This window comes from Arcicella sp. GW458-12-2-14-TSB2, assembly GCF_059423785.1.
The window spans coordinates 1-15,722 of sequence record NZ_JBWKYN010000138.1; the positions used below are offsets into that span (position 1 = coordinate 1).

10 protein-coding genes and 1 tRNA gene are annotated in these 15,722 nt (G+C 33.8%); 4 read left to right on the top strand and 7 right to left on the bottom strand.

Annotated features, from left to right (window positions below; genetic code table 11):
• Nucleotides 1–328: 328 nt before the first annotated feature.
• A complete protein-coding gene (locus AC07XN_RS17635; protein ID WP_494744012.1) occupies nucleotides 329–1,279 on the bottom strand; it encodes a RelA/SpoT domain-containing protein in 951 nt (316 codons plus the stop codon).
• 314 nt (nucleotides 1,280–1,593) lie between these two features.
• A complete protein-coding gene (locus tag AC07XN_RS17640; RefSeq protein ID WP_494744013.1) occupies nucleotides 1,594–1,989 on the bottom strand; it encodes a hypothetical protein in 396 nt (131 codons plus the stop codon).
• A 579-nt stretch (nucleotides 1,990–2,568) separates the two neighbouring features.
• Between AC07XN_RS17640 and AC07XN_RS17645 the strand changes: the two genes are divergently transcribed.
• Entirely contained in the window at nucleotides 2,569–3,657 is a 1,089-nt protein-coding gene (locus tag AC07XN_RS17645; protein ID WP_494744014.1) for a helix-turn-helix domain-containing protein, read from the top strand.
• Nucleotides 3,658–3,760: 103 nt separating this feature from the next.
• Complete coding sequence (locus tag AC07XN_RS17650; RefSeq protein WP_494744015.1) at nucleotides 3,761–4,795, top strand: hypothetical protein; 1,035 nt, start codon at nucleotides 3,761–3,763, stop codon at nucleotides 4,793–4,795.
• A 233-nt stretch (nucleotides 4,796–5,028) separates the two neighbouring features.
• Here the strand turns inward: AC07XN_RS17650 and AC07XN_RS17655 are convergent, their stop codons facing one another.
• The 4 genes from AC07XN_RS17655 to AC07XN_RS17670 form a co-directional block, all read right to left on the bottom strand.
• Nucleotides 5,029–5,400 (bottom strand): hypothetical protein, encoded by a 372-nt coding sequence (locus AC07XN_RS17655; RefSeq protein ID WP_494744016.1) that lies wholly within the window; start codon nucleotides 5,398–5,400, stop codon nucleotides 5,029–5,031.
• Nucleotides 5,401–5,591: 191 nt separating this feature from the next.
• Nucleotides 5,592–6,221: a hypothetical protein gene (locus AC07XN_RS17660; RefSeq protein ID WP_494744017.1), complete on the bottom strand. Its 630-nt coding sequence runs from the start codon at nucleotides 6,219–6,221 to the stop codon at nucleotides 5,592–5,594.
• Nucleotides 6,222–6,734: 513 nt separating this feature from the next.
• Nucleotides 6,735–6,808: transfer RNA gene (locus AC07XN_RS17665), tRNA-Arg, on the bottom strand.
• Nucleotides 6,809–7,201: 393 nt separating this feature from the next.
• Nucleotides 7,202–8,818 (bottom strand): ABC-F family ATP-binding cassette domain-containing protein, encoded by a 1,617-nt coding sequence (locus AC07XN_RS17670; RefSeq protein ID WP_494744018.1) that lies wholly within the window; start codon nucleotides 8,816–8,818, stop codon nucleotides 7,202–7,204.
• Nucleotides 8,819–9,270: 452 nt separating this feature from the next.
• Between AC07XN_RS17670 and AC07XN_RS17675 the strand changes: the two genes are divergently transcribed.
• Both AC07XN_RS17675 and AC07XN_RS17680 read left to right on the top strand, forming a co-directional pair.
• Nucleotides 9,271–10,056, top strand: a complete 786-nt coding sequence (locus tag AC07XN_RS17675) for a formylglycine-generating enzyme family protein (protein ID WP_494744019.1) — start codon at nucleotides 9,271–9,273, stop codon at nucleotides 10,054–10,056.
• A gap of 94 nt (nucleotides 10,057–10,150) precedes the next feature.
• Nucleotides 10,151–13,021, top strand: coding sequence for a TIR domain-containing protein (locus AC07XN_RS17680; RefSeq protein WP_494744020.1), 2,871 nt, complete (start codon nucleotides 10,151–10,153; stop codon nucleotides 13,019–13,021).
• Nucleotides 13,022–13,173: 152 nt separating this feature from the next.
• Here AC07XN_RS17680 and AC07XN_RS17685 read toward each other — a convergent pair whose 3' ends face one another.
• Nucleotides 13,174–15,597 (bottom strand): LruC domain-containing protein, encoded by a 2,424-nt coding sequence (locus tag AC07XN_RS17685; protein ID WP_494744021.1) that lies wholly within the window; start codon nucleotides 15,595–15,597, stop codon nucleotides 13,174–13,176.
• Nucleotides 15,598–15,722 lie beyond the last annotated feature (125 nt).

A 15,722-nucleotide genomic window follows, 5' to 3' on the forward strand; every position in this document is an offset into this window, starting at 1 on the left:
CGATAACTTTCTTGGAAATATTTGTAATGAAATTTACTCAAAAAATCAAAGAACGTTTATTTTATGAAAGCTAATAAGTCCCTCGCTACGAATTTGTTTTATTTTAAGCGTTCCTTTCCCAAGGCTGTTGTCTTCACCAGACCTCATCCAACAAAGGAAATTACTGTTGCCTAACACTCTTCCATTTCTTCTGAAAGACAAGTACAAGCTTTGATAAAAAGGATTTTAATTCATTAAACGTTCAGAGAACGTTTTTATCTTTCATTCGATTTGCCCTTACAGAACAAATTGAATAAGTTGCATAATAATCATAAATTATACCTCAAGTTTAAAATAAGGCAATCCATTCACTTTCTGCTCCTCCATAATATTTTAAAAAACCTTCTTTTAATTTCGGTGGTAATGACTTTCGTTTTGATAATTCTTCTACACTATCAATTAATGTGTTAATATCTAAATTTGGATTGTCCTTCTTTATTTGAGAAAGCTTTAGTTTCAGGTTTTCTATTATTTTATTTTGCTTTTTTATTTCTTTTGTATGGTTTTCTTCTATCTCTTTAATATGATTGTTCAAGTCTTTAATAAATGTACCCATTTCATCCGACATGCCGGAAAGTCGATTTAATAAAAATAAAGATTTTTTGATTACTAAATTATCCTGATTATGAGGATAACCATAAATATGGTCAATTTCGCTCCAAGCTTCTTCATAAATTGTCCTTACTTGAATTTCTACAAAATATTTTTCTTTTGAAGGTTGAGTTTCAATTATATAATGGATAGAACGATAACCTTTATCGTGAACTTCGAATACAACTGCATCTTTTATATTTGCTTTATAATGTTCAAGTTCGTCTCCCTTTCTATGGTAAATAACAGGTGTTTCCTTTATTACCCAATGGTCTTCTATTGCCTCATGTATTGACAAGTATTGTTCTTTAAATATGTGAATCGCTCTAAAACCTATTAAATCGGTTAATTCTTTATTATAGTTTTGAAGATCAATAATTCTATTTTGGTCTCTAATCTTTTTTCTTATTATTTTTTCTATTACATGTTCAGAATCTTTTATCCTATACCTTATTGAATGTATGTTTTTAATTTTAAGTAGTATATTCAAAATATAAGTTGCAGTAGCTTCTAATTTTGGTTTCAGCTTTTCATAGTCATTATAGATATTACATAAGTCATTCCATTGAAGACCTGTTGCAGAAAAATCTTCATCTTTAATTTTATACTTTTCAAAGAAATCTTTTTGAGACATTAATGGTGTTCGCATATTGATATATGTTATTATTAATATTAGATATTTCAAATAAATATAAAAAAATGCTGTCCTAAAACCTACTTATCAAGTAATGTAAATTCATCGAAATTTCATTTTCGATGAATTATATGTTAGCAGACTTAAACAATACTTTTCTTTAAGTTATCTCATTAGTTTTTTGACTAACGCTCTTCCATTTGTTCTTAAAGACAATTGGAAGTTTTGATGAAAACGTTAAACGTTTTATCTTTCATTCGACTTGCCCTTGCGGAACAAATCGAATAGCGTGAATTTTGCTTTTGTCATAAAAATCAAGCGCAAAATATTTATCGCACTAAAACAGTATCTACTACTTTATCATAATCATAGTTAACAGGCACTTTTAATACTAAATTCTGTCTTTTAAGTAAAATAAATGGTTCTCCTTTATTCTTTTCAATAGTATCTCCTACTGCCACTGCATTATATAACTCTCTACTACTTATTGCTGGACTAAATTTTTTAGTATACCAGTGTGAGGTTGAGTCTAAATCTATACATTGATATGTGTATAGACCCTTATCTCCTTCGTTTTCGTTAGGCTTTGCAGTAAGAATATACAAATAAGATTTATTTACAAACTCCTCAATAGTAGCCTTTATCCACAAAGGTTCAATTATAAATTTGAAAACAAGTATTCCTATAAATCCTAATATTGGGAATATTAAATCTTTATTTTTCATATGATTTCATTTTAGGAATGTTGTTCGGCTAATTTCAGCAGCAACACCTGCTTCGATATCAAAAGTTAAATATAATGTTTGAAAGCATAGGTAAAGGGAAACGATTATTTTTAAAATCAAGTGACCTTGAATAACCAATTCCAAAACCAAATTATGCCGATGTACTTCCTTACCCAAGACTGGTGTCTTCACCAACCCTCATCCAGTAAATGGAATTGCTATCGCCTAACGCTCCACCATTTGTGCTGAAAGACAAGTACAAGCTTTGATAAAAATGATTTTAATCCATTAAACGTTCAGAGAACGTTTTTATCATTCATTCAATTTGCCCATGCGGAACAAATCGAATAGCGTGTGAATCTCTTATCCCTAGCGAGGGACTTAAGTCCCTCGCTAGGGATAAATATATTGATTATCAGGAATTTTTACCCAAGGCTGGTGTCTTCCCCAGCCCTCATCCACCAAAGGGGATTCTAATGCTCTTCCATTTACCCTTCCGCAACAAATCGAATAGCTAGAGCATTAAATTAGCTTTTCTACATATATTGTGATAGATTTTAAGTTTTGAAGAAATAAAACATGAATTATTCTTTTGCTGCTGGTTGCTTTATTTTTCTAGCGTTTGTTGTTTATATAAACCTACAACATAATATTAAAAATGCTAAAACGTGGTTTAGTAGCTTTTTGATTTGTGTGGGTTTAGCATTAATAGAGCGAGATTTGTATGAAAAATACCCGAATTTTGTGGCGTTAAGTGAATGTAGCCGTTTTTTAATCGCACCATGTTTATATTTTAGCATAGTATATTTTACACACCCTAAGTATCACTTTTCTAAGTACGATTTACTGCATTTTATCCCGTTTGCGATATTTACTTTTTTCGCTTTTAGTTTTTTGATACAGCATAAATATCCCATCATATCTTCACCCCAATTAAGCAGATACCTTGGTACAGCCGTATTACTTACATTAAGGTTGCAAATAATTGTATATTGGACGATGTCATTTGTCTTATTAAGAAGACACCGAAAGGATATTAGGTTATTTTCCTCTGAAGATGCCTCGATAAATCTTGATTGGCTATTGAGGCTATTGTTTGTTATTTTGGCAATCATCCTTATCGGAATGTTGAAATTCAAATCCTTACTAGGGTTTGATTATTTACCTGTCTTTTACAGTGTTGCTTGTGGTGCAATTGCCTATTACATTTTACAACAAAAAGAAATCTATCCATTCCCCGATACAATAAAAACAGAGATTCAAGAAATAATTGAAAACAATCATTCAAAAAAGAATACAATCCCACGGCTAAATGCACAAGAGGCCGTTTTATTGAAATTGAAATTGGAGTCCATCATGGAAAGCGAAAAACCATACTTGCAGAGTGATATTAACTTGTATCAATTGGCTGAAAAACTATCCATATCTACCCACGATTTATCCTTTTTGCTTAATGCTAGTCTTTCCATAAGTTTTAATAGTTTTATTAATCATTACAGAATAAATGAAGCCAAAAGACTTTTAATGTCTAGCAAACACACCTTTTTAAGCATTGAAGGAATTGGCTACGAAGCTGGCTTTAGCTCAAAGTCCGCATTTTTTACTTGTTTCAAAAAAGTTGTTGGCTGCTCTCCGTTGGAATTCAAGAAAAATCAGGATATAACCTAGCTTTTTAGTTCAATTGGATAATTCTGAACTTTTTGCTGTGGCTTCACGGATAGATTTGTGTTTTGAAAATTAAAAAATTTGAAACTTAAAATCTGAAAAAGAAATGAATTATTTTAAAAAAATTGGTCTAATTATCTTTACAGGCTTAGTCTTCGTAAAAGTAGTAAGTAGGTTATGCTCCTTCGTTTTAAAGCCAATTCCCCTATTATTCCTAATTATTCCAAGTCTTATAATGTTGGTTTGTTATGTTGCATACTCATTGTGGTGGGTAAAAAGAGAAAAGGATTTTACGAAAATTTACAAAACCAACATCGCAATACTGTGTGGTGCTATTGCCCTTGATTTGATTAGTTTTTGTTGGCAAAAATTTTTCCATTTTCAGTTTAATGTGCCATTAGGCATGTTAGATTTGCCTTTTACTGAAATTGATGATGTTTCGTTGATGTGGGCATTTTTCGGAAGGTCGTATCCATTTATTGTAACCATTGGTCTATTGCAAATGGCGGGTTCATTATTGCTACTTTTCTCAAAAACCAGAAGTTTGGGAGTTTTTATGCTCTTACCAATCATGTTAACGATTCTAAGTATCGATATTTTTTACCATTTAGACTTTGGGGTGCTTAGTCATGCCATCATGCACGTCCTTGCCTTGTTTTATCTGCTCTTTCAAGATGTTGAAAAATTAAGAGATTTCTTTTTTTCCACAAACTGGAATACTTCTCATTTGCTTTCAACAAGCCCCATTATTAAAACATCGTTACGATTAATTATTTTATTTTTACCCCTGTTCTTGGTCTTATTACGTCTTCCAAGAGATAAAAACGCTCAACTTACAGGGAAGTATCAAGTACAAAAATTAGCAATTAATGGTATTGATAAAAAAGCAAAATCAGTGTATGACAGTACCTTAACAAGGGTTTATTTTGATGTAGTCAATGATATTGTATTTGATTTCAACACCACCAATACTCGATTTATAGGTACTTATGAGTTAAATGAAGGTAAGATTATTGCCAAATGGCATTATCCTAGAAAGGATATTCCCCCATTTACAGGCAATATAACAATTGAAGAAAACCGTCGAATACTTTCGGGAGTAATGGGTAAAGATACTTTGGAGATAGTGTTGGAAAGATAAAAATAACTCATGGCATGACTCAGAATCATCTTGATAATAGACGGATTTCTGTAAGTCATGCCATGAGTTATTTTGACAAATCATCTTCCATTTGTTCTGAAAGACAAGAGGACGTTTTGAGAAAAGTATTTTTTATCTTTCATTCGATTTGTCATCGTAGAACAAATCGAATAGCGTGAATACTAAGTTCAATAACAAAATAAAGAATGTACAATTTTAGTGCAAAACCAGCATTATTGTTTAGTATAATAAGCTTTCACTTTAAGGCTGTTTACATAAGTGAGTGTATTCTTATCAATTGTAATTGTATCTGGTTGTGGATTTGTAGTTTGGACTAATAATTTTGTTGAAGAAATTCTCTTAAATGAAAATGTTTTAAAAGTAGAGCTTTCTAATTCAATTTTATTATACTTTAAATAACTATCAATTTTATTGTCGTCTTTAAAATCTAAATAATAGTACATATCCTTGTTAGTAACAGGACTTTTAATAGCAAATCTTATCCAGCTAGTACCCGTCAATTCATCTTTACTTGGTATAGCTTCTTCCTTCTTACAACCAAATAATAGAATAAGAGATAGCGAGGCAATTAGTAGTTTTTTCATTTTTGTAGTGTATTTATTTATTGTTAAGTTTTCGGTGATTGAATGGGCATATTTCGATGAACATGTCTTTATAGATGTAATTTATTTACTATAGACTTATCAAAAATAGCCTATCGTCATGGTTTTTTCAATAAGATAAGAATATTAACAAGTGATTTTTTATTAAGCGGTATGTGTCACAAGGACAAAACCTACCTAAGTACCTCCGTATGAGTATCAAAGTACATATTAGCCTCTTTGAAATGCTCTTTTTTGTATTTATTCAAAAAGTCTTTTCCCAAGAATGTACCTGCTATTTTATTTAATGGAATAATGAAAAGTTCTGATGGATCAGATGCTACTCCACCGATACCGATGATGATAAATACCTTTTGGTTTTTATTACTTTCGTATTTTCTATACTTTTCTAACTGGCGTTCTGTACACCATTCAACACCATTTTTATAGTAGTCGCTTCTGTATTTACACTCCACTGCAAAAGTTGTGTTAACATCGTGCCATTGAAAACGCATGGTAAAATCTGGATTTGAATTACTTTCAGGATACACGCCATTGACAGATTTATCACTCCTCCAATCAGCAAGCGTAAAATACTTTTTTGCAAATTTCTGTATTACATACCCCTCAAAATCATGCCCTTTTTGTAAATCACTTTGGGTGTCTTTATGCGGTTTTTCTTGTTGGGTGGGTGTTGGCTCATTGATTATTTTATGTGTTTCAGCCAAAGGAGTTTCTTTTTGATTGATAATTATAATCCCTACAATAATAGCCAATACGCCAATGATAATCAGTGTAATCCCTAATGTCATTTTATTTTTCATGGTTTAATGAATGATTTTATACTATGCCTACTAAATTAATGGCTTTTGTGGTACGTTATCAAACTGAGAAGAGAGGTTGGAGAGCTACATAGTTGACGAGGAGGCTCATTAGTAGCGATTTAATAGGGTGTTCTAAATTTCTATGGAAAGCATGGTCAGTGATGTTGCCTAAGTTGAACTTTCTGATGTATAGCTGTGTGGTCATTTGTAGATTTTGATATAAAGTAAGATGTCGCAATTTCGCTAAAACTTTACAAAAAACAAAACAGCGTAATATACTACTGTGTTCTTATGTTCAATTTAATAGCGTCAGCAATGCGTTTGTAATTGAGTCCTTGTTGGTATTTTCACCAATAACCTTTGTGTAAGCAGTAAGCAAGAAATAATTTAATGATTTACCTTAATACTGACTTGTATTATCTCGGATAGTTTTGACGCAGTATTTAATTTGGAACGTGGAGGATATGCCTTAAATAAAAAAAACTCCAAGCAGATGCTTGAAGTTTTTAGTTGTGGTCTCGTAGGGATTCGAACCCCAAACCTCCTGATCCGTAGTCAGGTGCTCTATCCAATTGAGCTACGAAACCATCTTGTGGTAATGTTTTCCCGTTGTTTCGGACTGCAAAGGTAGTAGGTTATTTTTCTAATCCAAAACAAAAAAGACGAAAAATTTAAACTTTTTTGTAAGTTTCTGATTTTTAGGAAATTAAAATTGAAAGTTTTTTTGTTAGCTTTCGGCTATCGGTCTTCGGATGTCGGCTTTTGATAGTGGGCTTTTGGATGTCAGTCTTCAGCTTTCGGATTTTTTGCTTTAAGGTATAAGCAATAATGTCTATTGCTTGTACCCTAAAGTTTTTACCCGCTGATTCTCGCTGATTGAATACGCAGATTTACGCTAATCTTATAAAGCTGATAGCTGACATCCGAAAGCCGAATGCCGAAGTCCGATAGCTCACAGCTGATAGCTCAAATCTCACAGCTTAATATATCTTCTCCTTCTGCTCTTTTACTTTTGCATCCGTGATATAATCATCGAAGGTCATTAGTTTATCTAAATAGCCTTTTGGTCCTAGTTCTAAGATACGGTTGGCTACTGTTTGCGTAAGTTGGTGGTCATGACAAGTGAAAAGGATAGTCCCTGTAAAATCCACCATACCGTTGTTTAATGCCGTGATAGACTCTAAGTCTAAGTGGTTAGTCGGCTCATCAAAGATGGCAACGTTCGCACCCGAAAGCATCATTCTTGAGAACATACAACGCTGTTTTTCACCTCCTGAGATAACAGTACATTTCTTCAAGGCTTCATCGCCTGAGAACAACATTCTACCCAAGAATCCACGAATAAACGATTCATCCTTTTCAGCAGAATACTGACGTAGCCAGTCTACCAAGTTTAACGAACCATCTTTGAAGTATTCAGCGTTATCGTTTGGCAAATAAGCCTGCGTAGTAGTTACACCCCATTTGTACGTTCCTGAGTCGGCAACACGTTCGCCCATTAGTACGTCGAATAAAGCACTTACTGCCAAAGAATCGCGAGAGAGTACTGCCAATTTATCACCCTTGGTCAATGTGAACGATACATCTTTGAATAAATAGCCACCTTCTGGGTTTTTTACCGATAGTCCTTCTACCGAAAGCAACTGGTCGCCCGCTTCGCGTTCTGGTTTGAAGTTGATAAATGGATAACGTCGTGACGATGGCTTGATGTCTTCCACCTGTAATTTATCCAACATTTTTTGACGCGACGTAGCCTGTTTCGACTTGGCAACGTTGGCCGAGAAACGACGAATAAATTCTTCTAATTCTTTACGCTTCTCATCAGTCTTTTTGTTTTGGTCAGCACGCTGACGAGCCGCCAATTGTGATGATTCGTACCAGAACGTATATGTACCACCGTATAGTTGGATTTTACCAAAATCTAAATCGGCAATGTGTGTACAAACGTTATCCAAGAAGTGACGGTCGTGAGAAACGACAATGACTGTATTTTTAAAGTTTGTCAAGAAGTTCTCTAACCATAGGATAGACTCGATGTCTAAGTTGTTGGTAGGTTCATCTAGTAACAAAATATCTGGCGAGCCAAACAACGCCTGCGCCAAGAGTACCTTTACTTTCTCAGAACCAGATACATCTTTTAGCAAAGTATAGTGCAAATCTTCTTTAATGCCTAGTCCACTTAACAACGAAGCGGCTTCTGATTCAGCCTCCCAACCGTTCATTTCGGCAAACTCAGCCTCTAAATCAGCCGCACGGTTTCCATCCTCCTCGGTAAAATCTTCTTTTAGGTAAATAGCATCTTTCTCGATCATGATATCGTACAGACGTTTGTTACCCATGATAACGGCTTGTAAAACAGGCACTTCTTCATATTCAAAGTGGTTCTGTTTCAACATCGACATACGTTCGCCTGGGTTCATCGTTACTGAGCCAGTCTGCGAGTCGATTTCACCTGATAAAATCTTTAAAAAAGTAGATTTTCCTGCACCATTGGCCCCGATAAGACCATAGCAGTTGCCTTCTACAAATTTGATATTTACTTCTTCAAAAAGTACCCGTTTACCAAAACGGAGTGATACATTTGATACGTTTAGCATTATTGTAAGTATTATTGCTGGATATAGACACCGACTAAAAAAATCGCTTTGTCATCTGTTTTTAGGTTGATTATGAAGGTTTTGACCCGTTTTTCTTATCAAAAAATCAATAATCAACAGCTTTGTATAAAAAATCATACAAAATTACGACAATGCACTGAATTGACACGATAAAAAGCTGATATTCAAAAATTATTCTTGATGCATTGATTGTAATGCCGTGGTTTGTGGCACGTAAAACACAACCTAACCACAATAGTAGGGGCAATCCCTTGCGGTTGCCCTTGTGTAGGAGAGCATCCGGTAACCGCAAGGGTTACCGCTACTTATAGTTCTTTGAAGATTTTCTACGATTAGAGGGTGATACGCCAACAAATAAAAAAACAACCCCACCTCCTCATTTCTCTCAAATTATTTCCCTATATTTAAACTATTGAAAACCACCCATTAAGATGAAAACAGACTACAAAGAAGGAGAACTACTAGAATTCAATGAAAATGGCGACACCAAGCTCTTTGGTTTAGAAAATACCGAAATGGTGTATGTGGAAAAAGAGACGTTTACTATTGGAGATAATAGTTCTGGCATTGAAGATGAAAAAGAAGTCACTATTACTTTTGATAAAGGCTTTTTTATAGGTAAATACCCCGTTACTCAACAACTTTATGAACGTATTACTGGAATAAATCCTTCACGTTTTAAGGGTAAATACAGACCTGTGGAATGTGTTTCTTGGAATGATATTTGTGTTGATAGTAAAGATAATGTTAGTTTTTTGAATCAATTAAATACCCAATTCGCAGATTCACAAGCTTCAATTGAAGGTAAATTTGCTTTACCCTCGGAAGCTCAATGGGAATATGCTGCCAGAGGAGGTAAGGCTTGGAATAATCCCAAATTTGTATATGCAGGTAGCAATAATATTCATGATGTAGCATGGTTTGAAGACAATGATAATAGGCAAACGATGCCAGTAGGGTTAAAACAACCTAATGCTTTAGGGATTTATGATATGTCTGGTAATGTATTAGAGTGGTGTAAAGATTGGTTTGTTTCAGATTACACATCGATACCACCCAATGGAGAAGCTTTTGAAAAATCAGGTACTAATCGGGTTTTGCATGGCGGCTTTTGGGACTCTCGAGCGGAGCGTTGCCGAGTGGCTTATCGCAGCGACAACAACCCAGAGCTTCGTTTTGTCGATTGCGGGTTTCGGTTAGTTTTCTTTCAAGTTTAAACCAAGAAATTTATCTTTTTGTTGAGCAGTGAGTGTAATGAATGAAGGAGTAGCGACCGTATTAATAAAACACCAAATTTAATTTGTTAATGATATGCAAGCATTTGAAAAATCTCTACAAATAAAAGGCTTTACCAAAATATCAAACAATATAGACCACATCAAAATCACCCTTGATAATCAACAAGATTTAAGGTATTTTTTTGAAAATGAGCGATTGGGCTTACATATCAGCGGGAAAAACCCAAATTTGGATGTTCAAGAGCTGTTGGAAGATAAAGAAATTGGTCAATACTTAGAGGTTTTGTATATTTCAGGTTCTATCTTAGAAGAAATAACGATTGATAGTGAAAACTTCCCTCAACTAAAGTTTATCAACCTAACTCAAAACGAAACTTTAAAAACAGTTACGCTCAAAAATTTATCATCGCTTGAAGAACTATATACACATCATTGCCCAGCATTAGAGAAACTATATTTAGCGGGTGAATTCCCCTCTTTAGCAAAACTGGATACATCATTTTGTATCCTTAAAGAACTAAACCTACCGTCTAGTCTCCTTAAATTATGGTATTTTAATTTTACTAAAAACAATATTGATAGCTCTGAATTTCTAAGTTTCGTGGCTGATAAAGCCAGCCAATTAAATATTGAGTATATCTTTTGGAGAGATAACCCCTTACCCGAAAGTTTTATAAATACCTTAGAAAGAAACGAAATAAGCGTTCTGAAAGCATTTTTTATTGGAAATCAAGTAAGTATTTATCGCAAAAAACTTATTCTTTTAGGAAATACCCAAGCGGGTAAAACAAGCTTATGCGATATTTTAAAAAACGAAAACCTAGCCAATGGCAATAGTACACATGGTGTAAATGTTTTTAGATATACCCTTAAAAATGATAGAATCGTTCAAGTGTATGATTTTGGAGGGCAAGATTTTTACCATAATGCTCATTTGTCTTTTTATAGCACCAACGCTCATTATTTATTGATTTATGGCAATGGTCAAGAAGATAAATATACCAGTATCCCTGCCAATGGTGCCAATAGAGCTGATGATATTTTTCCGATGGATTATTGGTTGAATAGTATAGCTGCTAATTTGAATTTATCGTCACTAGCACTACATAGTACGCCTACGCTAAACGACACATATCAGCAATCTCAGATTAAACTGGGCTTATTAGAAAACCTACTAGAAAACCAACAGCCTCAGTGGTTGAACCAAAAAGACTTATCATACAATTTTGTTGCCACAGATTTTTGGCATTTTCAATTAAGGAAAGTAGATGGTTCTCCTTTAAACAAACGTCAAAAAGGGAAAATTAAAGCTGAAATAGACCAATGGCTTTTAAAAGACTTTCGGCATGACCAACTCAGAAATGATATTTTAGCATGGGGAGACAGACTCCTTGAAGAAAAAACAAATGCTATATGGAAAAAAACTGACTTTAGTAACCAAAGGAATAAAAGGCTTACCGAGGATGAGTTAAAGCTTTTGCATGATAGCTATGCTATTTTCCTTTGTGAAAAAAAAGGTGACAAAGAACTACCTACTATTTTACAAGAAAAAGTAATCGTCAACCTAGGTTTATTTGCTAAATGGATTTATGGCATACTTAATTTAGAAAACCTATTAGGGAAAGGTTATTTTGATATTAAAGATGCCGAAATACGGTTAAAAAAAGCAAAGTTTAATCCAGCTATAGAACATCTTGATTTTATCGTTGCCTATCTATTGTATCAAAAAATGATTTTTCAGATAGAAGGCAGTAATGAATTTTTAGTACCTCAATATTTACCCGAACCCCAATATCCTGCGGATAAATTATTGCTTAATCTTTTTAAAAAACCATTTGTCAAATACGAATTTACAGGTTTTTACCATACTCAATTATTGACTAATATTATTGCTGAGTTCTTTGAGAAGGTAGCCAAAGAAAAGGTAGATGGACAATATCGATACTTAATATGGAAAAATAAAGTAATATTATACCTAGTCAAAAAAGCAGAGGATAAAGCAACACAAGGGGATAGTCAGGAGGTAACAACCGCTAATGAAATATACCTTACCAAAGAAGAACAACCTATCAAAGAAGCAAAACAAGATGATATTAAAGATAAAAATCCTGCAAATTTTTTATTAATAGCCTTTGACATCATAGACCAACAACAACCTACTTTATCACTTTCGGTGTTAGATAATAAAGATTTGAATGAACGCTATGATAGCATAAAGACCGTAGTTAAGTTTATTGATGATACCTTAAAAAAAGATGCCATTAAGCACAAAAAACTACTAAAAGCCCCAAATAATCATTATATAGATGCCATGCTGTTAGGTGAAAACAATACAGATAGCAAAGGCAATATCAGTGATTTAATATTTGATGTCCATGCAAAATGTTTTTACCGAAAAGGAGATTTTCCACTATTTGTTGATCCTAAAAAATACCCTATGAAAAAGATATTTATTTCGTATTCTAAATTCGACGAACCTTATAAAAATGAATTCAAATCTCATTTAATTTCGCTTCAACGAGAGAATTTAATAGATACTTTTGATGATAGAGAATTAGAATTAGGCGAGAAATGGGATTCAAAACTTCGTCAGAAAATACAAGAATGTGATTTTTTTGTGTGCTTGGTCAGCGTGAAATTTCTGAATGTAGGTTATATTGAGAACATAGAACTTCCCGAAGCATTTAGAAATAATAAGCGATTGATTTTAATCATCATCAAGCCTTGCGATTGGCAAAACTTCACCATCACATGGATTGATGAGAATGGTAATAGAACCACAGAAAAACTAGGAGATTATAATGCTTTTGATAAAGGAAACGCTATTGGTTTACAAGAAAATTATGTAGATTCAACGAAAATAATAAAGCCGAATACTGAAATAGAAAGAGATTATCAGTGGTTAAGGGTAATACAAGCAATAAGAGATTTGTTGAAAAAGTAAAACACTACAAGCGAGGGCTTGAACAATCAGAGATTGTCATTTATTTGTACCACGAAAGCAGAAACTTTGGGGAACGAGGATAAGACCAAAAGGCTGCCAAATAGTATTTGGACAGCCTCTTTAAGTGTAAGGTCTCTAAAATAACTAGCTTATTAAGGAATAAACATATTCGGAATATATCTATATCCACCAGCTGTATTAGAATACCAATCTGTACTTGATGTGCCACCAGAAGAAGCCCAATCGGCAAATTTTAAGTAAGTATTAGTAATCTTTGCACCTTCTTTAGGGTATTTGAAATCAGGAGTTGATACTACAATACCCCAAGGTAACTTTTGGATAGTTGAATAATATGGGCCTTTCGTTGAAAAATCATCCTTTGTTCCAAACAAATCATTTTTTGCCAATTTAGTCGGTTTTTTGCCAAATAAGTGCGTTTCGTAACCTCTACCTAATCCTGATGAATTATTATAAATAAATGGATTGTAAGCACCAAGACCAAATGTTTCAAGAGGAGGGCCATTTGTTAAGTCAAAACTGAAATGATATAATTTAGTATCTGCCAATGCTTGATTCTGAATAGTATTCCATGCAGATTGTTCGTTTCGGGCATTTGTAAATAAAACTACGACAACGCTATCCTGACCAGCTTCTAGACCAGCACCCACACCTAATTCACCGATGAAGTTTTTTGCATTTCCACTTGGAATATTAAATTGAATACCTGCTCCATTATTAAACGAACCACCAGAGGCTTTAAGGGTATAATCGGCACCTACTTGAACAACTTGATTAGCAGCATTTGTAACAACTTTGTAAGAAAAAGAAAGCACAACGTCATTTAAATCATAGTCACCTACAGACGGCCATTGGTCTTCAAAGGCTACTGTTGAAGGTACCGTATAGTTGTTGAATGCCTTGGAAGGGTCGTTCGGGTAATCCTCGGCAATATCAGGTACACCATCATTATCCGAATCTCCTTTCACTACTGGTGTACTACCATTTCCATCATTGCAAGATGTTTTAGGGATATAGATACCCTCGCCTGTTGTTTTACTAGCCCCCCAAGCCATTAAACTAGGGTCAAGCAAACCGCTTGGTTCAGAGAACTGAAGACCTTCAGAAATTTTATATGGTTTATATGAAGGTTTCGCATTGAGTATTGCTTCTGGAGTGGTAGTCTTTACTTTGAATAAACTTGGTCCTCCAACAATAGCACCGTAAAATTCAGTCAAAGCATTTGTTACAAATAGAGCACCACTACGCATATATATAGTCGCGCCAAAGTTAAGTGCGACAGACTTACCAACTGATATATAACTATCGTTAAATATGGTACCATCAAAAGTAAATGATTCATTGATAACTAAATGACATTTGTTGGTAAATGTATTAGTTGAATAATGCATATATATGCTATTAACAGTCATATAGTTGTTGTTAAAAAACTCTATTTTATGTCCTAAAAAGGAAAGTTGTTTCGAAACTGTTATAACTCCATTATTGTAGAATTGTACATCTCCAATGAAGTAATAATCTCCTAAAATGGTCATTGTACCATTATTAGTTATAGATATTTTCCGATAAGGAGATGTATCTACATTTCCTTTAATAGTAATGTCTCCATCATTTACAATCTTATCGCCACCTAAACTAGCTCTACCATTAATAGTTAGAGTTCCTTCATTTATAACGCTTGAATATGCCCCTGAATCATAATCAGATTCAAAACCCCAAGTATTTATCGTTCCATAATTCTTTAAATGCCCATCTACTGTAATCGAACCAGCGGTTAATGTTCCAAAGTTTTTTAACGTTTCAGTCCAATTCAAGTGAAGATTGTTTTCAAAAGTTACAGAACTACCCTTGGTAATTATTATAGTGTAATTTTGAGAATTATATAAGTTCAAATTCCTAATAGTAATACCAGTACCACAAATTCGTAATGTACCACCTTTTAGCTCATCATATTGTTCTGAATTAATAAAATTCAAAGTATAGTTACTCCCTGTTACACATATTGTTTTTGTCCCTGTTTCTTTATTAAGAACAAAAGGTGATTGAGGAGCGCTACTGATTGTAATATCACATCCAGAATTACAATCTGGACTTGTTTCAGCGGTTGTTGCGTATTGTTCTGATGGAGTACTAATTCTTTCGGATGAAGCCATCCCGAGCTTTACAGCCAAGCTAGTGCTAGTGGTTAAGGCTACTTTCTGAGTAAACTTGGTGCCATCTGGAGCAGTTTTAACAAAGTAAACCTCTTTAACACCTGCTGGGATAGCAATCTTAGTTTTAAAGGAAGCAGCCATCGACGCTGTTCCTTTTGAAAGTGCTACAGCCCCTTTGGATGGGTCAGCTAAATAAACTGCCACAACATGAAGAGCATTGTTGAAACGATTGTCGGTAATTGACACTGAAAAGGTTATGTCCTTTGTGGTTGACCAGTTAAAACCAGTAGGAACTACTAAATTATTAATGTTTTTGCCTGCTTGATCGTCAATAACAATATCGGATATGCATGATGATGTAAGAACGCCTAGGCTGAGGACTAATGATAGGATATTTTTTTTCATGTTGTTTTTTACTTAATATCAGGATATTAAGTTTCTAGATGGGTTATTAATGTCTTAGAGAAATAAGCTACAATAACATTTTTATAAAAAAAAGAGTAAAATTTGTAAATAATTTTATGTTGTAA